The sequence below is a fragment of the Oceanobacillus longus genome, from assembly GCF_042650085.1.
Taxonomy (GTDB): Bacteria; Bacillota; Bacilli; order Bacillales; family Amphibacillaceae; genus Oceanobacillus; species Oceanobacillus longus.
Genome location: NZ_JBHSAO010000012.1, coordinates 40,001 through 61,903 on the forward strand (window position 1 = coordinate 40,001; position 21,903 = coordinate 61,903).

Below are 21,903 nucleotides of genomic sequence, written 5' to 3' on the forward strand. Positions count from 1 at the left end.
GGAGGGCTCACCAGCCGCCCGCGGAAAGCGAAGTATATTTCCTCAGAGCGGTCGCCGAAGTAACTTATCCTAGTTCGTATTTTATCTCAACTACGAGGATTAAAGCAACAACTAAAGCCTTTATGTTATACCCCCTTATACACTCTTGCTTCATAAGGCTTTAATGTAAAGCTTGTTGGATCACCCTTCTCTTCCGTATTATAGTTACCTATAATCAGTTCCTTTGGTTTAAAGTCCACATTTTCAGGTTGTTTAAATGGAACATTTTCTTCACTGAAATTTGTGATGACAAGTAATTTTTCATTTTCTAATGTACGCATGTATGCATAAATTTTGTCATGATCTGGTAAGATTAAGTGGTAGTCACCATATACAATAATTGGATGCTGCTTCCTCAGTTTTATTAATTTACGATAATAATGATAAATTGAATTTTCATCTGCAACTGCTTTTTCAGCATTGATCTCCTTGTAGTTGGGATTTACTCTTATCCAAGGTTCTCCCTTTGTGAAGCCCCCAGCAGGTTGACTATTCCACTGAAATGGAGTCCTTGCATTATCTCGACCCTTTACATAAATGGATTCCATTACTTTATCATGATCCTCATTACCTTCTATGACTTTTTCATAATACATATTACGGATTTCAATGTCTTCATAGTCATCAATGGAATCAAATCGGACATTTGTCATGCCTATCTCTTCCCCCTGGTAAATATAAGGTGTTCCCTGAAGCATATGCAGGAATGTTCCTAGCATTTTCGCTGATTCACTCCAGAATTCCTTATCGTTTCCAAACCTAGAAACAATTCGTGGCTGGTCATGGTTGTTCCAATAAAGACTGTTCCAACCAGTACCATGCAGACCCGTTTGCCATTTAGATATATTTTCCTTTAGATCGGTTAATTCCAATGGTTTCAAATCCCATTTGCCACCCGTGCCCGAATCTAAATCCATATGCTCAAACGTAAAGACCATCTGCAACTCTTTCCGTTGATAATCCGTATATTTTTTTGCTTCTTCTACATTGACACCTGGCATTTCACCAACCGTCATCACATCATAGTTTGTCAATACTTCCTTATTCATTTCCTGCAGAAATTCATGAATACGGGGGCCATTTCTAAATAATTTACCACCGGATACATACTTTTCTCCGGCTTTTTCGGCACCATCGGGAAATCCCGGTACCTTAGAGATAAAATTAATGACATCCATGCGGAAACCATCAATCCCTTTATCCAGCCACCATTTCATCATGTTGTATATTTCTTCCCGAAGCTTCGGATTCTCCCAATTCAAATCGGGTTGCTTTTTACTGAATAAATGCAAATAATATTCCTTCGTATTCTCGTCATACTCCCAGGCAGATCCACTGAAAGATGATTTCCAATTATTTGGCTCTTTTCCATTCTTTCCTTCATGCCAAATATAATAATCGCGATAGGTATTATCTTTTGACTTCTTTGCTTCCTGAAACCACATATGTTCATCCGAAGAATGGTTTACAACAAGATCCATAATGAGTTTCATCCCACGATGATGTATTTGATCCAGCAACTCTTCCCAATCTTCTATAGTCCCAAATTCATCCATAATGCCATAATAGTCGGATATATCGTAGCCATTATCATCATTTGGGGATTCATATACCGGCGATAGCCAGATGACATCCACACCTAAATCGCTTAAGTAATCAAGCTTATCTGTAATCCCTTTAATATCACCAATACCATCTCCATTGCTATCATGAAAACTCCTTGGGTAAATTTGGTAGACAACACTTTCCTTCCACCAGGTCTTTTCCATAAAAATTTTCCTCCAATGATACGGACACCGCCAAAAAAAGCGTGCGGTGTCCCTAGTTTTTAACTCTTCTGGCAAAGTCCACAAACCTAAATTTATCCGGTCTATGTCTCGACTCTGTGAATTGAAATAAATTGGCATTATCTAAATAAACCTGACTTCGAATAACCACGACATTAGAAAAACCTTCAAGATCTAATAACTCACGGTCTTCCTCTGTTGGTTCCTCCACTACAATTTCTTTCTGAGCGAACCCAATCACAAGCCCTAATTCGTTCTCAATATAGTCATAAATCGAACGCTCACAGGTCTCCTTCGATAGTAAGGGTACGTATTTTTCGTTGAAGTAATCTTTATCCAAAATAATCTTCTCACCGGAAATTTCCCGGACACGTATAACATTCCATATAGCATTATAATTGGATTTCAGTATTTCTGTTAATTCATTTTCCGAATCTAAATAACCGAGCTTTTCTACCGTAGTTCTGCTGTTAAATTGTAATTTCTCTGTCAGTTCTGTATAGCTCTCAATACCGGAGACCGGAAACGAGAATTTATTAAAATCAATAACTACCGACCCTTTGCCACGAATTTTTTGAATATACCCATTTTGCGACAGCAGGTTGAGCGCTTTTCTTATCGTTTCCCGTGATGTACGATAATGATCGGTTAATTCATTCTCAGAAGGAAGCATGGTTGAAACCGGCCAAACATTTGCCTGTATTTTCTTCACTAAATCTTCATAGATGGTTAAATATTTTTTTTGCATCTTATTCCCTCATCATTTTATATAATAGACAATGGACTCATACGGTCTTAAGTTTAATTGCTCTAAGTTTTTAGGAGAATCATCGTAATTAGATAACAAGACCTCTGGACTTGCTATCGCTTTTTCCAATTGCAAATCAACTGTTACTTCTTTCCCGTAAAAATTACTAATAACAATTAACTTTTCCTCATTCCAGTTCCTTGTATATGCAAATATTTGAGGATCTTCCTCAAAGATTAATTGATAGTCCCCATAAGAGATAATATCATATTTTTTCCGTAATTCGATTAACTGCTGGTAATGGTAAAATATCGAATTTGAGTCCTGTAATGTTTTTTCTGCATTGATTTCAGGAAAGTTATCGGCTAGAGGAATCCACGGTGTTCCACTCGTAAATCCCGCATGTTCATCAGCTGACCACTGCATCGGTGTTCTTGCATTGTCACGTGATTTTTGTTGCAGAATTGCGATAATTTCCTCATCTGTTTTTCCTTCACTTTGCAATGCTTTGTATGCATTTAAGGATTCCACGTCACGATAATCTTCCAAGGCAGTAAAGTTTGGATTTGTCATCCCAATTTCTTCTCCCTGGTAAATATATGGCGTTCCTTTCATCATATGGAGCGTTGTTGCAAGCATTTTAGCTGATTCGGAATGATATTTTTGATCGTCACCGAAACGGGATACTGCCCGCGGCTGATCATGATTACACCAGAACAGTGCATTCCATCCGTCCCCTTCATGCATGCCCACCTGCCAGTCAAAAAGAATCTTCTTCAATTCAACAAAGTCAAACGGCGCTTTTGTCCATTTCTCACCGTTTGGATAATCGACTTTTAGATGATGAAACTGGAATGTCATTGCAAGTTCCTGGCGTTCCGGTTTAGTATATAAAATACAATTTTCCAGGGTGGTGGAGGACATTTCACCAACTGTGAGCATATCGTGTTTTGAAAAAACTTCCTGATTCATTTCCTGTAAATATTCATGGATTCGTGGGCCATCTGTATAAAACTTACGTCCGTCCCCGCTGTCATCATTTGGGAAATCCTGATTTTTGGAAATAAGGTTGATGACATCCAGCCTGAAACCATCGATCCCTTTTTCGGCCCAGAAACGCATCATTTCAAACAGTTTCTCATGCAGTTCTTCATTTTCCCAGTTTAAATCTGCCTGGGTCCGATCAAATAAGTGGAGATAATATTGATCTGTTTTCTCATCAAATTGCCATGCCGAACCACCGAATTTCGATTGCCAGTTATTCGGCTCTTCCCCATCCACAGCATCTTTCCATATATAAAAATCCCGGTAGTCATTGTCTGGTGATGATGCCGCCTGTTTGAACCATTCGTGCTCTGTGGAAGTATGGTTAATGACGAGATCCATGATGAGTTTCATGTCACGTTTATGTGTTTCATCCAATAATTCCTGAAAATCTTCCATCGTCCCATAAGCCGGTTCGATGGAATAATAGTCGCTGATATCATAGCCATTATCTTTTTGTGGGGACTGATATACCGGTGTCAGCCAAATAACGTCGACACCGAGTTTCTGAATATAATCCAATTTCGAAATGATCCCTTGGATATCACCTGTTCCACTGCCTGTTGTATCGTGAAAACTTTTTGGATAAATTTGATATACTACTGATTTTTTCCACCATGCTTCACTCATGTTTTCACTCCTTAATCTAGTTGTTTGTATATTATTTTATTTTGCGTTTTGCAATAATAAACGTAATGATAAATGGTACTATGATAACGATTAACATTCCCAGGAAGAAGGATACCATGCCGCTATCAATAGATAAGAATGCCGGAATACCTCCAACTCCGATGGATGAAGCCTGTACATTAGCGACAGTGATGAAGGCACCTGCAATGGCAGTACCAATTAGCGCTGCAAAGAATGGATATCTATATTGTAAGTTAACCCCGAACATTGCCGGCTCAGTGACTCCGAGCCAAGCGGAAATACCGGATGTACCAGCCAACCCTTTCAGCTTTTCATCTTTGGCTGCAAGGAACATGGCAAATACTGCAGAACCTTGAGCAATATTTGATAATGCGACAATAGGCCATAAGAATGTTGTTCCAGTACTTCCTATTAATTGTAAATCAACAGCAAGGAATGTATGGTGCATACCAGTTATAACTAATGGTGCATAAAGTGATCCATAGATCAGTCCACCAATAAGTGGTGCTGCTTCGAAAATAGATACTAGACCATCTGTTATCCAACTACCGATTGTAAATGTAACAGGTCCAATCAGAATAAATGCAAGAAAACCTGTAACCAATAATGCGATTGGTGCAACTACTAATAGCTGCAGAGAATCAATAACGCGTTTTTTTAGCCAAATTTCAATTTTTGCCAATACCCATGCCGCTACTAATACCGGCAATACTTGTCCTTGATAACCCATCATATTCACATCGAATCCAAATAAATTCCAAGTTGGGGCATTGCCTTCTGTAACTGCTAGTGCATAATCACTTGCTGGCATTAATGCCGGGTGTACGAGTATTAAACCTAAGACAATACCAAGTAATGGATTACCTCCGAAACGTTTCACTGCAGACCAGCCAATCAATGCCGGCAGGAAGGTAAAGGCCGTACTGGCAATGACATTAATCATGTCTGCTACGCCAGCCCATGATGGATACATTTCAATAAGCGGCGCATCCGTAAATATTGGGTTGACTAATATATTGTTAAGTCCCAATAGTAAACCGGCTGTCACAATCGCCGGGAGAATCGGAATAAAAATATCTGCAAGCGTCTTAATCGCTCGCTGAAGGGGATTCTGTTTTTTACCTCCTGCAGCTTTTACATCATCCTTTGAAGCTTCTTCAATACCTGTTTCGTGAACCATTGCTTTATATACTTTATCAACAGTTCCTTGTCCGATAACGACCTGATATTGACCATTTGCCGAGAAGGTTCCTTTGACAACTTTTAAGTTTTCCAATGCACCTTTATCTACAATGTCCTCATCGACGAGTGCAAAACGAAGTCTTGTTACACAGTGGGTTGCGGCATCAATGTTTTCCAGACCACCAACTGCTGCTACTATTTGTTCTGCTTCTTCGCTGTATTCCAAACCATTTGTGCTGCCTTTATTCTTTTTTGGTTGATTTTCTGGTTCCGCTTCACCCTTTAAAGTCAACAGTAATAAAGTTGATTCTCCTGCGATTACAGTATCGTCACTTGTTTTCTCAAAGGTGCTAAGTATATCTCCATTCGTAATAATTATTGGTGTAATGTGGCTTGATGCTTTCTCTTTGATTAATTGTAAATCAAACGTTACTAACGGATCTCCTACGCTTACCCGATCCCCTTGTTTAACATGAACTTCGAAACCTTCTCCATCCATGTTTACGGTCTCCAAGCCAATATGAATTAATACTTCTATACCTGAATCGCTTTGAAGACCAACAGCATGCTTCGTTGGAAAAGTTAACGTTACTTCCCCATCAATCGGCGAAACAACTTTTCCATCTGTTGGTTCAATTGCAAGACCATCACCCATCATTTTCCCGGAAAATGTTGGATCTGAAACATTTTCAAGAGGTGTAATTTTACCAGTGAGTGGTGCGTATATAATTTCTTGATTTTGCTCAGCTTCTTGATTTGCCATGAATAACCCTCCCATTATAATTAAATCTTCATCCTATATAAACCTATACTTGTATATACATGTTACTTTTTACAGTATAACTTGTATATACAAGTAATGCAAGTGCTTACATTGACATATATATGTTATTTTTATCCAATGAATTTGTAGTATACTTATTTACTTTTCCCTTAAAGCTCTTCCTACTAAACCTAACTGGCCATTTTGATGAACAGCCAAATAAGCCTCTTGTCATTTTAGAGACAAGGTATTTTTATTAATTCTGATTAATGTAATTGATTGTCAGGAATCGGAATGAAAATAAGCTGATCATCATTTTCGGTTGGATTTCCTCGACCATCAGTATTATTTGTAATAATATATACCCCACCGTCAATAGCTAATACATCCCGGACTCTTCCAACATCAGAAACGATAAGATCCTGTTTTAATTTTATTGGGTCAAACTTTCTTAATCCTTCTCCACGTAAGGAAGCAAAGTAGAAATCCCCCTGATAATAAGCCATTCCTGATGGTGCCCATGTTTCTTCACCTGAATGCAGGAGCGGGGACTCCATACCTTCTTCTGTTTGGTCACCTTCAATAACCGGCCATCCATAATTATTACCTGCTTGAATTTGATTTATTTCATCATGCGCCTGATTGCCATGTTCTGTTGCATATAATTCTCCATTCGGTCCCCATGCCAGTCCTTGAGGATTACGGTGACCATAGGAAAATACATAAGATCCAGAGAAAGGATTATCATCCGGAACCGTACCATCTGAATTCATACGCAAAATCTTTCCTGCAAGACTGTTCTTATTCTGCGCTGAATCGGGATTTGAGGCATCCCCAATCGCTATAAACAATTTATCATCTGGACTAATTTCGATCCTACCACCATGATGATAGGTTCCACCAGGAATTTCATCAAGTAGTATAGAGGTTTCCTTCCATTGCTTTTCTGTCTCCTCTATTGTTACGATTCGCTGATAATTGCCATTATTTTTTTGGTAGGAATAATACGCAAAAGCTGTTTTAGTTTCATTGAAATCTTTTGGAAACGCTATACCGAGTAGACCTGCTTCAGCCTGTTCTGCTAAAGGTCGATCAAATTTTACTGGTTTCCTAACTTGTTCATCTCCATTAATGGTAACGATACTTCCATTACGTTCACTTATATAGATTGTATCTTCAACTTTTGCAATTTCCCATGGTATGTCCAAGTTCTGTGCAATTACTGTTCTTGCTCCATCAGGTACAGGTTGCGTATCAGCTTCTTCTAGCTCTGCAACTTCATCAGGTGCAGTTGGTTCTGAAACTGGTTGTTCACAGGCAGCAGTTACTAGCAGTAAAAATATCATTAAATATAATATATAACGAAACATAATTACCTCCATTAAAAAGTTTTGTTCGTACCGTCTAACCAATTCAAATTATAATACTTTTATAAAAGGCTCTTTCGTAATGTTGGGTGCTTTATAATCCTCGTAGTTGAGATAAAATGCGAAGTAACTTATCTCGCCGTCCGGGATCGCTCTGGGCGGATGCGCATCCTTAGGGCACGGCCTTAGCCCCGAAGAGAAAACCACTCTTCTGGTCTTCGGACACGTGCTATTCCCGCAGGAGTCACCGCCCGCCGCTCACCCGGACTGGTAAAGCTTTATGACGATTTTAGCTGCCCCCCGTTAATGTAGTTATCGTCAGCAACCTTCTAACTAGCTCTGGGAAATATACGGAGACTCCAACGGGAAGAGAGGCATAGGTGAGACCCTGAAATGCGTTAGCATGAAGGGGCTCACCAGCCGCCCGTGGAAAGCGAAGTATATTTCCCAGAGCGGTCGCCTAAGTTTCTGCATATTTAATAGAAAACCAGCAGTTACTTCGGGGTTTATAGATTTTGTGACAAAAACAACAAATCTTTTTGGAGTGCACCGCAAAACAGCGGTCCCAATCTTTTAGAAAACAACCTTATAAAAAACAGCAAAGGCATATGATATGCCTTTGCTGTTTGGTAGTATTTATAAGTTATACTGATTTCTTTTTAGAAGCTCTTTCACGTTCGTTTTTGTTTAAGATTTTTTTACGTAAACGAATCGATTCAGGCGTTACTTCACAATACTCATCATCATTTAAATACTCAAGTGCTTCTTCCAATGACATTTCACGCGTTTTGCGAATTGTAGATGTCTGGTCTTTATTGGCAGAACGGACATTTGTTAAATGTTTTTCTTTCGTGATATTAACAGTTAAATCATTATCACGATTATGTTCGCCAACAATCATTCCAGCGTATACTTCTGTACCTGGATTAACAAAAATAGTTCCACGGTCTTCTAATCCCATAATTCCATAAGTAGAAGCTTTTCCATTTTCCAATGACACAAGTACACCTTCACGACGTCCACCAACTTGACCTTTAATAACAGGTTCGTAAGCATCAAACGTGTGGTTTATAATTCCGTAACCACGAGTTTGTGTCATGAATTCAGTTGTATATCCAAGCAGTCCACGGGATGGAACTTTGAATTCAATACGCACTTGACCGTTACCATGATTGACCATATCAAGCATTTCACCTTTGCGCTCTCCAAGTGATTCCATAACTGGTCCAGTATATTCTTCTGGAACATCCACTTGAACACGTTCAACAGGCTCACATTTCACTCCATCAATTTCTTTGATGATAACTTGCGGTTGAGAAAGTTGTAATTCAAATCCTTCACGACGCATGTTCTCAATCAAGATAGATAAGTGAAGTTCTCCACGACCTGAAACTGTCCATGCATCGGGAGAATCAGTTGGATCAACACGTAAACTTACATCTGTCTCTAATTGTTTTAACAAACGTTCTTCAATTTTACGTGAAGTAATCGATTTACCTTCACGCCCAACAAACGGACTATTATTAACGAGGAAAGTCATTTGCAATGTTGGTTCATCAATTCTTAACCAAGGCAATGCTTCTGGATGTTCCACTGGGCAGATCGTATCTCCCACATTAATATCTTCCATACCTGAAATTGCAACGATATCGCCTGACTTAGCTTCTTCAATTTCGGTACGCTTCAAACCAATGAAACCAAATAATTTAGTGATACGGAAAGGTTTCTTCGTGCCATCTTCTTTTAGAACTACCACTTGTTGTCCTAGTTTGATGGTACCTCTTACAACACGCCCTACACCAATACGACCAACATAATCATTATAATCAAGTAATGTAACCTGAAATTGTAATGGTTCTTCTTTTGTATCCACTGGTGCCGGAATGTGTTCCATGATGGTCGTGAATACAGGATCCATTGTTTCCTGTTGATCTTCTGGTTCAAGTCCTGAAGTACCATTTAATGCAGATGCATATACAACGGGAAACTCCAATTGTTCATCATTAGCACCAAGTTCAATAAATAAATCTAAGACTTCATCAATAACCTCGGTTGGTCTTGCATTCGGTCGATCAATTTTGTTTAACACAACAATTGGTGTTATCTTTTGTTCTAAAGCTTTTTTTAGAACGAAACGTGTTTGTGGCATTGTTCCTTCATAAGCATCAACTACTAAGGCTACACCGTCTACCATTTTCATAATACGTTCCACTTCACCACCGAAATCGGCATGTCCTGGAGTATCTAAAATATTGATTGTAGTATCGTGATATTTAACAGCAGTATTCTTTGCTAAAATTGTAATTCCACGTTCACGTTCTATATCACCAGAGTCCATTGCTCGTTCATCTACATGTTCATTATCACGGAAAGTTCCGGAATATTTCAACAGTTGATCCACAAGTGTTGTCTTACCATGGTCAACGTGAGCAATAATGGCGATATTACGAATGTCTTCTCTTAATTGCATAAAAAGTACGCTCCTCTATTGTTTACAGGATGATTAACTTGCCAATTATATCATAATTATTACCTTTGAAAAGATGTTTTACTTAAAATTAATAAAATTCTTTCGAAAAATTACTCAAAATAAGCATTATCCCTATGATTTTTCTTTTCCAGTTTCAAATAGAATCTTGAACTTAGCACCGCCTAGTTCAGACCTATCTACGGAGATGGTCCCATTTGATTGCTCGATGATTGCTCGTGCAATGGCTAGTCCTAAACCTGTTTCCCCATTCTTACCTTTTACAAACCGATGGAATATATGGGCTGCTTCTTCTGCTGGCACGCCCTCACCATCATCTTCCACTAACATTTCTATCGTTTGTTTTTTCTTAAAAACCTGTACCCTAACTTTTGAGTTTGCATGTCGGATTCCATTGAAAACAATATTAAGTACTGCCCTTAACATCTTTTCCTCATCAGCAACTATCATAATATTATTTTCCACACTTTGCTCAAAATTAATCCCTTTTTCAGTTATTATAGGAAGTGCACGATCAATAACTTTGTCTATGAGCACTTTTGCATCTATAGGAACCGGTTCAGAATCAGATGGTTCACTATCTAGTTTAGCCAATAATATCATTTCATTTATAATACCTTTTAGCCGGTTTACTTCAGTCACCATCACTTCAAGGCCTTTTTCCCTTTCCTTTTCATCGAAAATGCCATCTTTTATCCCTTCAGCATAACCTTGAATGGTCATTAGTGGTGTCTTCAATTCATGACTGGCATTTTGGAAAAACGTTTGCTGTGAATTCATATATCGTTGGAGTTCCTGTGCCATATCAAACACACCCTGTTCCACCTCTTTGATTTCATCCGTCGCTTTTACACGATCCATTTCATTGAACTTGCGTTTTTCAATTTTTTTCAATTGACTTTTCAATTGTGAAAGCGGTGTTACAAGCTTATTTGTCATAAAATAACTAAGCAATACGGCAGCTACTACTCCTATTAAAAAAACTAGGAATAACCGATTGAAGAAATCCTGTTGGACCATTTCTAAATCATCCATCGGAGTTAACAGTATTAATTCAAGCCCAGAAATATCATAAAATAAAATTCTTGAAGTAACAAACCGCTCATTCCCATATTCCCAAAGCGTTTCATTGGCAGAAAAATCATTCTGTTGAAAGAACTCATTAACGACTGGCAAAGACATTGTAGAAAAGAGCACAGCATCCTGGTTTCTGTCATACATAAATAATTGCAGATTCTGCTCTTTTAGAAACTCATTGAACTGTCTTAAGTCGCTTTCTGTTCCATATTGTTCATTTAAGACGCTTACTAGAAGCTCGCCCGTTTCTTCCAACTGTCGCTGTTCGTCTTGAATGAGCAAGTCCATAATGAGTGAATAAATAACATACCCCGCAGCAGTCATAATGACAATAAGCAATGCTGTAAATGCTGCATTAAGCTGTGATTGAAGTTTCATAATCAGTCCTCATCTTTACGCAGCCGGTAACCAAATCCCCATACTGTTTCCAGTGGGATATTGTCCATTTTTTTTCGTATCCTTTTAATTAGATCATCTACAGCGCGGTCACTGCCAAAATAATCATTTCCCCATATTTTCATTAATAGTTCCTCTCTGGAAAACGCCCTATTAGGATTTTCACCAAGCAAGAGTAACATATCATATTCTTTTGTTGTTACCTCATATTCTTTTCCCTCAAAGAAAATACGACGGTCATTTTTGTAGATTAAAAGATGATCTACCTTTAATCTATCTTCATCCAGCTCCCTCGGTTTTTTACTAGGTAGGGTTCGTTTAAACAACCTTTTGACTCTTGCAATTAACTCCCTTGGACTAAAAGGTTTCGTCAGATAATCATCTCCCCCTAATTCAAGTCCGAGAATCTTATCAATTTCTTCATCCTTTGCAGAAATAATAATAATCGGTACATCACTTTCATTGCGTATTTTTTTGCAAAATTCATAGCCATCCATCCCAGGCAGCATGATATCTAATACCCACATATCTGGGGGATTGTTTTCCCAAAGTTCCCAGCCTTTTTCAGCAGAGTCCATGATTGTAACTTCATAGCCTTCTTTTCTTAAATATGCTGAAACGATATTTTGGATATTAACGTCATCTTCCACCAAACCAATATGATTATTCATCATCGTATCTTCACCTTTTTCACATTATTTAATTCAAGAAGCTTAATTTTAATGTACTCTTTCTATTCATTTTTACATATCTTATCAAAACTTTACAACCTTACGTGCAATTACACATTTTTTCCACATTTATACCAAATCCTTTCCGCTCTGTCTATTTATAATAAATGTATACTATACAAACGAAGAGGTGATTTATTGATGGATAAATATGAAGAACAAAACGACCGATTCCGTTCTACGACTGATTCGGAAAATATAAAAAATTCACCTGAATCAGGTGAGGAATCCTTGGAGAAAGACGAACAACAAGAAAACTCCTCTTTTCAGGAAACACAACAGAAGGAAGTAAGAAGCAAGAAAGGAAATAGAAACTGGGCAGGTGGAGTATTAGGTGGCCTTGCAGGAGGAATTATATCAGCAATAATTGTCGCTGTTCTGTTTACTTATAATATAATTCCAGTAAATAATACCGGTGGTGAATCCAATTCTACAGAAAGTGAATCAACACCCGAAATTGTAAATACCATTGCAACGGAAGAAGCTGATGTTTCCTCAAATATGGATGAGGTGGCTCAAGCAGTAGTCGGCGTTGTAAACCTTCAGCAACAAAGTGTATGGACAGGAAGTCAGGAAGCTGGGACAGGATCTGGAATTATTTATAAGAAGGAAGATGGAAAAGCATATGTAGTTACGAATCAACATGTCGTTGAAGGTGCCCAGGAGGTAGAAATTATCCTGAATGACGAGGAACGTATACCAGCAACCGTTTTAGGTGGAGATGAATTAACCGATTTAGCAGTTTTACAAGTTGACGGCGAAAAAATAAATACAGTAGCAAATCTTGGATCATCCGAGAATTTGCAAGTTGGAGAAACCGTTCTTGCCATTGGGAATCCATTAGGAATGGAATTCGCCAATACCGTAACTAAAGGGATCATCAGTGGCTTAGATCGCTCAGTACCTGTGGATACCAACACTGACGGCCAGGCCGATTGGGTGACAGAAGTGCTTCAGACGGATGCTGCTATCAACCCTGGTAACAGTGGTGGTGCGCTTGTAAATGCAGATGGAGAAGTTATCGGTATTAACTCCATGAAAATTGCTCAGAGCTCTGTAGAAGGGATTGGATTCGCTATCCCCGTCGATTCTGCCCTTCCTATAATGGAGCAATTGGAAAGTGAGGGGGAAGTTGCACGTCCACTCATAGGTATTAGTACTGCTTCTTTAAATCAAGTACCACCACAATATCGATATGATATTAACCTACCTGATGATGTAGAAGGTGGAATGGTCATAGCTGATGTACAGCAAGGTTCCCCGGCGGACACAGCTGGATTACAACAGTTTGATGTCATTACAAAAATAAATGACCAGGAAGTTACATCACTCGTGGAGTTAAGAAAATATCTTTATACCGAAGCAAATGTGGGTGACAATCTAGAAGTGGAATACATTCGAAATGGAGAACCACAGACAACAACACTGCAATTAGAAGTAATCAACCCACAAAAATAAACAGCAATCCAAAAGGACTCCTTTTCTTTGAAGGAGTCTTTTTGTTAATCTAAATCCTCTTCATACTTATTATGGTTCGGTGTCACCCCGGAGTATTTCCCATGAATATCTGCTGCCAGAAAGTTCTCCACATCCTCCACAGCACCGATTCTTTCATCACTGTTTTCATACATCTCATTATAATGATCCTTATCACCATATAAATCTGACTGGTTATCGGATGTCCCATATCGACTCACTTCCTGCCAAGCATCCTCAGCATCATAGCCAACCTGTTCTTCATCCGTTACTTCATTCGGATTTATGTTTGGGCTGAATACTTTTTCCTCAATCGTCCTTGGTTGATCAAAGGTGTCATTTTTAGCATGTTCCAGACATTTATCTGTAGTTGGGATTGCCTCTAATCGTTCATACTGAATATCTTCTCCACATGTACTACATATTCCATATGTGCCTTCTTCTATCGCATGAATCGATTTATTTATATCTTCCAATTCCTTTTCCGCATGTTCATTTAAGGCAAGATCCTTTTCTCTTTCAAAAAGTTCTGTTCCCGCATCACCTGGATGATTATCATAATTAGATAATTCTCCAACAGACTCCTTGGCAAATTCATACTTCATACCAAAATGATCCTCCACATGTTGAATTAACTCATTTTGCCGATTCATTAAAACAGCTTTACACTTGGATAATTGCTCTTTCGTAATCACGGAATGTCCTCCTCCATATTACTTATGTGCTACTTATACTATGTGTAAAAGCTATATTATGATTCCTGATTCACACTCCCAAATCATGTCAACATGGGGAAAGTTATCCTGAAGAAATGTATCTGAATTTTGCCGGAAACCGATGAGGAATAAAATTCTTTTACGTTGTAATTGCAGGATTTTTGCAGTTTTTTGTAGAATAACACTATATCTTAAAGAAAAAAAGGAGAATCGTTATATGCTTTCGAAAGATACTACAGTTGGATTTATCGGTACAGGTGTAATGGGGAAAAGCATGGCAGGAAACCTGATGAATGCGGGGTACGCTGTGAATGTCTATACACGAACAAAGGACAAAGCACAGGATTTAATTGACAATGGCGCAAAATGGATAGACACGGTTGCTGAGCTGGCTTCTTCTTCGGAGGTAATTATCACGATGGTTGGCTATCCATCAGACGTCGAGGAAGTCTATTACGGACATGCCGGTATTCTAAATAATGCCCAAGCCGGATCTTTCACTATTGATATGACTACTTCAAAACCTTCATTGGCAAAAGAAATTTATGAGAAAGCAAAAGAAAAGAAGATATCCGCACTGGATGCACCCGTTTCTGGTGGGGATATTGGCGCCAAGAGTGGTAAGCTTGCCATTATGGTCGGTGGTGAAGAGGATGCCTACACAAGCCTCCTACCACTCTTTGAAGTAATCGGTGAAAATATTATATTGCAAGGAGATGCAGGTGCTGGCCAATATACAAAAATGGCAAACCAAATCACGATTGCTTCCAATATGATAGGTGTTTGCGAATCCATTATGTACGCAAAAAAAGCTGGTCTGAATCCCGAACGTGTCCTTGAAAGTATAACGACTGGTGCTGCAGCAAGTTTTTCTCTTTCTAAACTAGCGCCACGCATGCTGCAAGGCGATTATGCTCCCGGTTTCTATGTAAAGCATTTCATTAAGGATATGACGATTGCACTTGAATCTGCAGAAGAACTAGGTTTAGCCACACCAGGCTTATCGCTGTCATTAAAATTATACAAAGAACTCGCTGAAAGTGGGGAAGAAGACAGCGGTACCCAAGCTTTAATCAAGCTTTTTGAATAGTTTAATATGTTTTATTTGAAGCGGGAGTTTAGTCATCCCGCTTTTCTATATATTCCTGCACGATAAATGCTAAGTCATCATTGCCAAATAATTGTAAAATGTTCAAAACAGTTTGATCTGGAATATCTTCGGATTCATTTGCAGGCACAGTTAACCCCAGTACTTCTAACATCGTACTGTTTTTTATCTGGCCAGGATATGCTTTCTCGTATAAGATTACCGGATCAAGCTCATTATTAATGCACCATTGTGAATAAATTAAGATCATCATTCTTTCATCTTTTTGATAATTCTCGATCACTTGCTTTTCCCTTTCTTTTTCTTCCATATTATTCATCCCCTTTTCGTAATAGAAATACCCACATGAAGGTTAATGCCTGTTTTAGTTTTAAAGGTAAATTTTCGTACTTATCCCTTTGAACGCCTTCTTTATATACCCCAAGACCATCTACATATTTGAGTTTTAATTCTAATGCCAATGCATTAAATTCCCAGGGCATCATTGTATTACAAATCACCTTTTCACCCAACAGACGTGGATAGCTGTTTGCACGTGGTCCGGCCGTTGGTCCAAGTATTCCGGTGCAGATAAGTCCATTGTTCTTCACTACACGTTGTAATTCCTTTAATGCATGTAGCGGATCTTCCACCCATTCCAACACATTAATCGCAATAATTGCATCAAAATAATTGTCCTCAAATGGAAGCTCATTAACATCCCCCTGCTTGAAGGACATGTTCTCTCCCCGCATTCTGGATTGTGCTAGCTGAATCATTTCATTCGACAAATCTACTCCAGTAACACAATAGCCTGCACTACATAATTTAAAACTGCCGTATCCATCCCCACAACCAATATCGAGAATTTTACTCCCTTGCTCCAAATGTTCCGACAACAATGGTATAATATCTTTTCTACTCCCATTCTCCCACATATCCATACTTTTTTTATTCCAAAAGTCTGCCCGTTTATCCCATTCATTTTCCGCTACAGATTTCCAGTTAAATGAAGTCATTATGGTCCCCCATTTCTTTAGTAATGCCTCTTACTCAACCAGCTTATATAACCAAAAAAAGACTTATCCCATAGATGAGACAAGTCTTTATAAATTACTATATATTACAGACGTGTAACGTTTGCAGCCTGTGGTCCACGGTTACCTTCTACAATTTCAAATTCAACTTCCTGACCTTCTTCAAGCGTTTTGAATCCGTCAGCTTGAATTGCTGAGAAATGTACGAATACGTCATCTCCATCTTCGCGTTCGATAAAACCGAAACCTTTTTCTGCATTAAACCATTTTACTTTACCAGTCATTTAAATGACCTCCTTATACAATATCGTGCAAAGTAATTGAATCATATATACTTTTACACCGTCTTGAACAAGAGATCGTAAAGTATTATATTCAAACTTCAATTTCCTTCTGCTATTTTAACTTTAACTTTTTTCAAAAAAAAATGCAAGCGTTTATATGTTAATTTTTGATAAAAACAATAACTTTTTAAAGCGGATACATTTTGCACATATTCTACTTCTAGGTCATAATAAAACGATAGGGAAAAGTCATGATTTATATACTTTACGAAAGGATTGCAGCTACTGAAAACGCCTTTCCAGCTTAACAAAAAAATCCCTGAAATTACAAACCCTGATCTATTTATTCGTATGCTTTGTTGTATTAATATCTTAAGTTCATGTATATGATTTCTGTCCTTAGTCTCTCCAATACATTAACTATAAATTGTACCAGGATCACCAATTACTTCTTGGAGATCCCGGTTCAAACCTTAACTAGAGTGATTACAGAATATCTAAGCTGGCAACGATGGCAACTAGAAGTTGTACTAGCAATTGGATATTAATTGAGACGTCTGTATCGATTGTAGTAATCTGTACATTTTTAGAACCTTCTACAATTGTTTTTTGATGATTGGACTGTCTTGTCTTGGAAACTTGGTTGAAGTCTTGCATGACATCCTTTGCCCGATTAGAGTCCCCAATTGTTATACTAAGAACCACAGCGATTGCAACCTGAATACCAAGCTGCAGGGAAACTGCTGCTTGCGTATCTGTAGTAGTAACATCAATGCATTCCGAATCCTTGATGATAATCCATTCATCTGATACTTGTTTAATCGTATCATGCTGTACAGCCTCTTGGTCAACATCAGCCTTCTCATCTCTATCATCACAATGATCTAAAGCACGCCATTCTTTAAGCTGTGTCATTCAATACACCTCTTTTCAAAATTTATTTTGTTCTATAAAATATCGACAATAACGATTAGCGCCACTAATAACTGCAATAAAACTTGAATATTGACTGCCAGGTCTGTATCCGTCGTTCTTACATTTGCACCCTTCGTATTATAGATATAGATTTTCTGTCTATTTGTTTGCGTCATATCAAATTGTTGCATTAACTCTTGGGAGACTGCTTCACTTGTATCGGAATCTCCAATTGTAATTCGAAGAACCAACGCAATGGCAAGTTGTAAACCTGCTTGTAGTGAAACACCTGCCTGTGTATCTGTCGTATTAATCACGATATCACAGGATTCCTTCACCCAGATTAGTTCTGCTGACTCTTGCTCCATAAATGAGAATTGTCCAGCCTCTTGGGAAACAGTTGCATCATGATCATGGTGATGGTTCGTGTTGTCGTTAAAATCAAATTCGGGGCTGCGGCTTGATTCGTTTCTGCATCTTCCATCACATTTATGACCGCAATTGCACCTACCCCGACCTTCCGTATTATCTAAATAGAAATGTTTACTTCTTCGGTTATGAGCATTCGTATCTCTGTCACTTCTATAAATCGCCATATTGACACTCCTTTCTTTGGTTATAGGATAATTTATGGTTTTTTCAACTAGAAGATTGTACACATGCACTAGTATTTTAATAAATAAAGAAAACACCTATTTTTAGGTGTTTTCTCTATGTTTTATTCACTTGTATGATTTTTGTTTTTATTATTAAATTTATCAACCTGCTCCTTCAAGTCTTCTACCATGTCTTTTAGCATTTGTTTTTGTTCATCAGACAAATTCTTCTTTAATTCGTCCGGTTTAATTCCATTTTTCTTAAATATACTATCGACCATAAGATCAACTACTTTTCCAGGGACTTGATTAGATGAATCGCTCATTTTCTATCCACTCCTTTCAATATAGTTTATAGTATGGTATTTAACTAGAAATTGACTATGCTGTTGTCTATACTTCCTTTGGCCGTCACATTCAGATTTAGAATTTAAAATGGAAATATAGGAATCCATACAGGTAAGAACGGTAATGCTAAGAGACGAAGATGATATTGAAAATATTTTTTAGCCGTGGTAAAATAATCTCTTGCAAGATAAAAAATAAATATCGACTACCAACCATTTATATCTTGCAAATATGAATGAACAGGTGGTAATGAAAATGGAAAGCAATGCAAATTATCAGGTATTATTGTATTACAACTATGTGCATATTGAAGATCCCGAAAGCTATGCAGCTGAGCATCTCAAGTTTTGTAAAGAACTTGAACTAAAGGGTCGAATCTTAGTAGCTAATGAAGGAATCAATGGTACCGTTTCAGGGACTGTTGGACAAACACAGAAGTACATGGATGCAATGCACAATGATCCACGCTTTGCAGATATGGTATTTAAAATTGATCCACACGAAGGGCATGCCTTTAAGAAAATGCATGTACGTCCACGTAAGGAATTGGTTACGCTTCGATTAGAAGATGATATAAATCCACACGAAGTTACAGGGCAATACCTGGAACCTCAAGATTTCTACGAGGCAATGCAGGATGAAAACACAGTCGTTTTGGATGCCCGTAATGATTATGAATATGACCTGGGCCATTTCCGTGGTGCCGTTCGCCCTGATATTGAAACATTTAGAGATTTACCAGATTGGGTACGTGAAAATAAGCATATTTTAGAAGGTAAAAAAGTTCTCACGTACTGTACAGGTGGAATCCGCTGTGAAAAATTTTCAGGTTGGCTTGTAAAAGAGGGCTTTGAAGATGTTGCACAATTACATGGTGGAATTGTAACTTATGGTAAAGATCCAGAAGTTAAAGGTGATTTATGGGATGGGAAATTATATGTTTTTGATGAACGTATTTCTGTTCCCGTTAATCGAAAGGAACACGTTGTAGTCGGCGTAGATTATTTCGATGGACAACCCTGTGAACGCTATATAAACTGCGCAAACCCTGAATGTAATAAACAAATTCTTTGCTCAGAAGAAAATGAGCATAAATATATAAGAGGTTGCACGCATGAATGTCGCGTGAGCCCTCGCAACATGTATGTTAAAGAACACAATCTTTCTGCAGAAGAAGTCGAGTCAAGACTGGCACTACTTGGAGAAAGTATGAAGCAAGAAGCATAATGACAGAGACGGCCTGACCCTAGGGCCGTTTTTGTTTTGCCCTTTTTATGTTTTAGAAATGAATAGTAGGGAATATTTTTTACATAACGCAATCAAAATTCACAGGAGGTAATTATAAATGGCTAAACACATTATTGGCGCTTACAACTCAGAGGAGGAAGCGGTACAAGCAATTGGTGAATTTAAATTGGCAGGTTACAAGACAGAAGATCTTACTATTCTTACAAATCGTAATACAAATACCAAAAATCATGACTTGGAAAGTTACACAGATGTAACGATAGAAAAGGGGCCATATACCCCAGAGGATGCTTCATTTTTTGATAAGATTAAGAAAGTATTTAAAGACGAGGGCACACTAAATATTTCACCTTATGAGCAATTAGTTAATCATGGGGTAGACCGTAAAGACGCTGAGAAATATACTACCAACGGAAAATCATTTAAGCTTTATTTACTATCCGATGAGTTACTTGGGATATCCCCAACAGATAGTGCTTTTCATCATAATCCCGAATTATCGACTAACCTTGATGAGAATATGAAAAAAAACTTATAATAGGAACAACAACACATGTAAGATAGATAAGAAGACTGTCCATAAATGGACAGTCTTCAGTATATACATAATGTAAACTATTTCTTATAGCAAACATACCATTCATCCGCGATATTTTTCATCGAAACACCTCGGTATCCTGTCATTAATATTGCTTGCTGTCTTTCAATATCTCCCATTTTAATATCTATTTCTTTTGTAGGGTCGGTTTGGGCTTCTTTGTTCAGATCTTTTTTAAATACATAGCGGAGCTTCCCACCGAATTTCTCTTTTAGCACAGCTATCTCCATACCAAGCGCAAATTTATCTTTTAAACTTGCTATATTAAAAGGCGCGACTGTTGCAAGGATATACCGATACCGATTGTCATCTATATTGTTTACTAGTATTTTCCCCATGTATGTCTGTAAGCCATTTCCTCGATAATCTGGGTCTACATTGGAAATTTCAGAGTAAATAATCGTTCCAAATTGTTCTTCTGGAAGACCAATATCGGCACCTAGACCTTCTTCATCCTTTTCAGGTGCCAGCATTGCACGAAAGGCAATCATTCTTTCATCCACAAACACGCCAATCATTAAATTACGATCCTTAAGAATAGTTGAAAACTCTTCGGTCGTAAGTGGCTGCAAAACATCGGGTTCAGGAAGCCCCTGTACAACCTTACTTTGCAATTTAATTACTTCGGGCAAATCTTTCATCGTTAAGTACCGAACATAAAAATTTATTCCATTATCAAGTTTTCCTGTTGTCAAATACATATTTATTCCATAATCCTTTCTGTATAGAGTTACAGCTTAAAATAATTAACTCAACGTTGTATCAATAAAATAAGTCAATTAGATAACTTGGTTAAACTTAGAATGATTCTAATAATTCCTTGATAACCTTGGTAAAAAATTAGGCTGTTATCGTAATGTTTATTGCTTTTTAATCATCACAGAGTTGAGACAAATTGCGAGCTAACTACTAGCTGATATCCAAAATCGTGTGCTTCTATCGCCGTCCGTGATCGCTCTGGGCGGATGCTTTCCGCGGGCACGGCCTCAGCCCCGAAGAGAAAACCACTCTTCTGGTCTTCGGACACGTGCTGTTCCCGCAGGAGTCACCGCCCACAGCGATGCCGGACTGGTGAAGCTTTATGACGATTTTAGCTACCCCCCGTTAATGTAGTTATCGTCAGCAACCTTCTAACTAGCTCTGGGAAATATACGGAGACTCCAACGGGAAGAGAGGCTCACCAGCCGCCCGCGAACCGCAAGTATATTTCCCAGAGCGGTCGCCGAAGCTTCTATATACTATTAGAAATAACCAGCAGTTACTTCGTAGCATTCCTGTAGAACGCTAAATTTAAGGTTTGAAAAAAATAGAGCCCCTCGGTAAGA

At 38.2% G+C, this 21,903-nt stretch carries 20 protein-coding genes; 4 read left to right on the top strand and 16 right to left on the bottom strand.

What is annotated here, in order from left to right; genetic code table 11:
* Positions 1–125: 125 nt before the first annotated feature.
* The 8 genes from ACFOUV_RS16330 to ACFOUV_RS16365 form a co-directional block, all read right to left on the bottom strand.
* Positions 126–1,808: a glycoside hydrolase family 13 protein gene (locus ACFOUV_RS16330; RefSeq protein ID WP_379497852.1), complete on the bottom strand. Its 1,683-nt coding sequence runs from the start codon at positions 1,806–1,808 to the stop codon at positions 126–128.
* 52 nt (positions 1,809–1,860) lie between these two features.
* Complete coding sequence (gene treR, locus ACFOUV_RS16335; protein ID WP_379497853.1) at positions 1,861–2,574, bottom strand: trehalose operon repressor; 714 nt, start codon at positions 2,572–2,574, stop codon at positions 1,861–1,863.
* 12 nt (positions 2,575–2,586) lie between these two features.
* Positions 2,587–4,248 carry an alpha,alpha-phosphotrehalase gene (treC, locus tag ACFOUV_RS16340; RefSeq protein ID WP_379497854.1) on the bottom strand — a complete coding sequence of 554 codons (1,662 nt, stop codon included), beginning with the start codon at positions 4,246–4,248 and terminating at the stop codon, positions 2,587–2,589.
* Between the two features lie 31 nt (positions 4,249–4,279).
* Positions 4,280–6,214 carry a PTS system trehalose-specific EIIBC component gene (gene treP, locus ACFOUV_RS16345; protein ID WP_379497855.1) on the bottom strand — a complete coding sequence of 645 codons (1,935 nt, stop codon included), beginning with the start codon at positions 6,212–6,214 and terminating at the stop codon, positions 4,280–4,282.
* A gap of 266 nt (positions 6,215–6,480) precedes the next feature.
* Positions 6,481–7,584: a PQQ-dependent sugar dehydrogenase gene (locus ACFOUV_RS16350; RefSeq protein WP_379497856.1), complete on the bottom strand. Its 1,104-nt coding sequence runs from the start codon at positions 7,582–7,584 to the stop codon at positions 6,481–6,483.
* 640 nt (positions 7,585–8,224) lie between these two features.
* Positions 8,225–10,051, bottom strand: coding sequence for a translational GTPase TypA (gene typA / locus ACFOUV_RS16355; RefSeq protein ID WP_379497857.1), 1,827 nt, complete (start codon positions 10,049–10,051; stop codon positions 8,225–8,227).
* Between the two features lie 132 nt (positions 10,052–10,183).
* Positions 10,184–11,524 (bottom strand): sensor histidine kinase, encoded by a 1,341-nt coding sequence (locus ACFOUV_RS16360; protein WP_379497858.1) that lies wholly within the window; start codon positions 11,522–11,524, stop codon positions 10,184–10,186.
* Between the two features lie 2 nt (positions 11,525–11,526).
* The gene (locus ACFOUV_RS16365; protein WP_379497871.1) at positions 11,527–12,213 is read right to left on the bottom strand and encodes a response regulator transcription factor; all 687 of its coding nucleotides are present in this window, start codon (positions 12,211–12,213) and stop codon (positions 11,527–11,529) included.
* Between the two features lie 201 nt (positions 12,214–12,414).
* Here ACFOUV_RS16365 and ACFOUV_RS16370 point away from each other — a divergent pair, with 201 nt between their 5' ends.
* A complete protein-coding gene (locus ACFOUV_RS16370; RefSeq protein WP_379497859.1) occupies positions 12,415–13,731 on the top strand; it encodes a S1C family serine protease in 1,317 nt (438 codons plus the stop codon).
* Between the two features lie 44 nt (positions 13,732–13,775).
* Here ACFOUV_RS16370 and ACFOUV_RS16375 read toward each other — a convergent pair whose 3' ends face one another.
* Positions 13,776–14,444 (bottom strand): TraR/DksA C4-type zinc finger protein, encoded by a 669-nt coding sequence (locus ACFOUV_RS16375; protein WP_379497860.1) that lies wholly within the window; start codon positions 14,442–14,444, stop codon positions 13,776–13,778.
* Between the two features lie 142 nt (positions 14,445–14,586).
* On the opposite strand from ACFOUV_RS16375, the gene ACFOUV_RS16380 reads away from it, so the two are divergent.
* Positions 14,587–15,555 carry an NAD(P)-dependent oxidoreductase gene (locus ACFOUV_RS16380; RefSeq protein ID WP_379497861.1) on the top strand — a complete coding sequence of 323 codons (969 nt, stop codon included), beginning with the start codon at positions 14,587–14,589 and terminating at the stop codon, positions 15,553–15,555.
* Between the two features lie 28 nt (positions 15,556–15,583).
* Here ACFOUV_RS16380 and ACFOUV_RS16385 read toward each other — a convergent pair whose 3' ends face one another.
* The 6 genes from ACFOUV_RS16385 to ACFOUV_RS16410 all read right to left on the bottom strand — a co-directional run bounded on the left by ACFOUV_RS16385 (position 15,584) and on the right by ACFOUV_RS16410 (position 18,710).
* Positions 15,584–15,883, bottom strand: a complete 300-nt coding sequence (locus ACFOUV_RS16385) for a hypothetical protein (RefSeq protein WP_379497862.1) — start codon at positions 15,881–15,883, stop codon at positions 15,584–15,586.
* 1 nt (position 15,884) lies between these two features.
* The gene (locus tag ACFOUV_RS16390; protein WP_379497863.1) at positions 15,885–16,571 is read right to left on the bottom strand and encodes a class I SAM-dependent methyltransferase; all 687 of its coding nucleotides are present in this window, start codon (positions 16,569–16,571) and stop codon (positions 15,885–15,887) included.
* A gap of 104 nt (positions 16,572–16,675) precedes the next feature.
* A complete protein-coding gene (gene cspD / locus ACFOUV_RS16395; protein WP_010651786.1) occupies positions 16,676–16,873 on the bottom strand; it encodes a cold-shock protein CspD in 198 nt (65 codons plus the stop codon).
* A gap of 486 nt (positions 16,874–17,359) precedes the next feature.
* A complete protein-coding gene (locus tag ACFOUV_RS16400) occupies positions 17,360–17,788 on the bottom strand; it encodes a spore coat protein (RefSeq protein ID WP_379497864.1) in 429 nt (142 codons plus the stop codon).
* Between the two features lie 32 nt (positions 17,789–17,820).
* A complete protein-coding gene (locus ACFOUV_RS16405) occupies positions 17,821–18,384 on the bottom strand; it encodes a spore coat protein (RefSeq protein ID WP_379497865.1) in 564 nt (187 codons plus the stop codon).
* A 122-nt stretch (positions 18,385–18,506) separates the two neighbouring features.
* A complete protein-coding gene (locus ACFOUV_RS16410; protein WP_379497866.1) occupies positions 18,507–18,710 on the bottom strand; it encodes a spore coat protein in 204 nt (67 codons plus the stop codon).
* A 277-nt stretch (positions 18,711–18,987) separates the two neighbouring features.
* On the opposite strand from ACFOUV_RS16410, the gene trhO reads away from it, so the two are divergent.
* On the top strand, positions 18,988–19,959 hold the full coding sequence (gene trhO / locus ACFOUV_RS16415; RefSeq protein ID WP_379497867.1) for an oxygen-dependent tRNA uridine(34) hydroxylase TrhO: 972 nt from the start codon (positions 18,988–18,990) through the stop codon (positions 19,957–19,959).
* A gap of 118 nt (positions 19,960–20,077) precedes the next feature.
* A complete protein-coding gene (locus tag ACFOUV_RS16420) occupies positions 20,078–20,518 on the top strand; it encodes a general stress protein (RefSeq protein WP_379497868.1) in 441 nt (146 codons plus the stop codon).
* A 77-nt stretch (positions 20,519–20,595) separates the two neighbouring features.
* Here ACFOUV_RS16420 and ACFOUV_RS16425 read toward each other — a convergent pair whose 3' ends face one another.
* Positions 20,596–21,279 carry a hypothetical protein gene (locus tag ACFOUV_RS16425; RefSeq protein ID WP_379497869.1) on the bottom strand — a complete coding sequence of 228 codons (684 nt, stop codon included), beginning with the start codon at positions 21,277–21,279 and terminating at the stop codon, positions 20,596–20,598.
* Positions 21,280–21,903 lie beyond the last annotated feature (624 nt).

Excerpts from the sequence above, each read along its gene's own strand:
- ACFOUV_RS16410 (WP_379497866.1), bottom strand. The coding sequence starts at position 18,710 with ATGAGCGATTCATCTAATCAAGTCCCTGGAAAAGTAGTTGATCTTATG.
- ACFOUV_RS16425 (WP_379497869.1), bottom strand. The coding sequence starts at position 21,279 with ATGTATTTGACAACAGGAAAACTTGATAATGGAATAAATTTTTATGTT.
- treR (WP_379497853.1), bottom strand. The coding sequence starts at position 2,574 with ATGCAAAAAAAATATTTAACCATCTATGAAGATTTAGTGAAGAAAATA.
- treP (WP_379497855.1), bottom strand. The coding sequence starts at position 6,214 with ATGGCAAATCAAGAAGCTGAGCAAAATCAAGAAATTATATACGCACCA.
- trhO (WP_379497867.1), top strand. The coding sequence starts at position 18,988 with ATGGAAAGCAATGCAAATTATCAGGTATTATTGTATTACAACTATGTG.
- ACFOUV_RS16360 (WP_379497858.1), bottom strand. The coding sequence starts at position 11,524 with ATGAAACTTCAATCACAGCTTAATGCAGCATTTACAGCATTGCTTATT.
- ACFOUV_RS16350 (WP_379497856.1), bottom strand. The coding sequence starts at position 7,584 with ATGTTTCGTTATATATTATATTTAATGATATTTTTACTGCTAGTAACT.
- ACFOUV_RS16330 (WP_379497852.1), bottom strand. The coding sequence starts at position 1,808 with ATGGAAAAGACCTGGTGGAAGGAAAGTGTTGTCTACCAAATTTACCCA.
- typA (WP_379497857.1), bottom strand. The coding sequence starts at position 10,051 with ATGCAATTAAGAGAAGACATTCGTAATATCGCCATTATTGCTCACGTT.
- ACFOUV_RS16380 (WP_379497861.1), top strand. The coding sequence starts at position 14,587 with ATGAGGAATAAAATTCTTTTACGTTGTAATTGCAGGATTTTTGCAGTT.
- ACFOUV_RS16400 (WP_379497864.1), bottom strand. The coding sequence starts at position 17,788 with ATGACACAGCTTAAAGAATGGCGTGCTTTAGATCATTGTGATGATAGA.
- ACFOUV_RS16370 (WP_379497859.1), top strand. The coding sequence starts at position 12,415 with ATGGATAAATATGAAGAACAAAACGACCGATTCCGTTCTACGACTGAT.
- cspD (WP_010651786.1), bottom strand. The coding sequence starts at position 16,873 with ATGACTGGTAAAGTAAAATGGTTTAATGCAGAAAAAGGTTTCGGTTTT.
- ACFOUV_RS16405 (WP_379497865.1), bottom strand. The coding sequence starts at position 18,384 with ATGGCGATTTATAGAAGTGACAGAGATACGAATGCTCATAACCGAAGA.
- ACFOUV_RS16420 (WP_379497868.1), top strand. The coding sequence starts at position 20,078 with ATGGCTAAACACATTATTGGCGCTTACAACTCAGAGGAGGAAGCGGTA.
- ACFOUV_RS16385 (WP_379497862.1), bottom strand. The coding sequence starts at position 15,883 with ATGGAAGAAAAAGAAAGGGAAAAGCAAGTGATCGAGAATTATCAAAAA.
- treC (WP_379497854.1), bottom strand. The coding sequence starts at position 4,248 with ATGAGTGAAGCATGGTGGAAAAAATCAGTAGTATATCAAATTTATCCA.
- ACFOUV_RS16390 (WP_379497863.1), bottom strand. The coding sequence starts at position 16,571 with ATGACTTCATTTAACTGGAAATCTGTAGCGGAAAATGAATGGGATAAA.
- ACFOUV_RS16365 (WP_379497871.1), bottom strand. The coding sequence starts at position 12,213 with ATGAATAATCATATTGGTTTGGTGGAAGATGACGTTAATATCCAAAAT.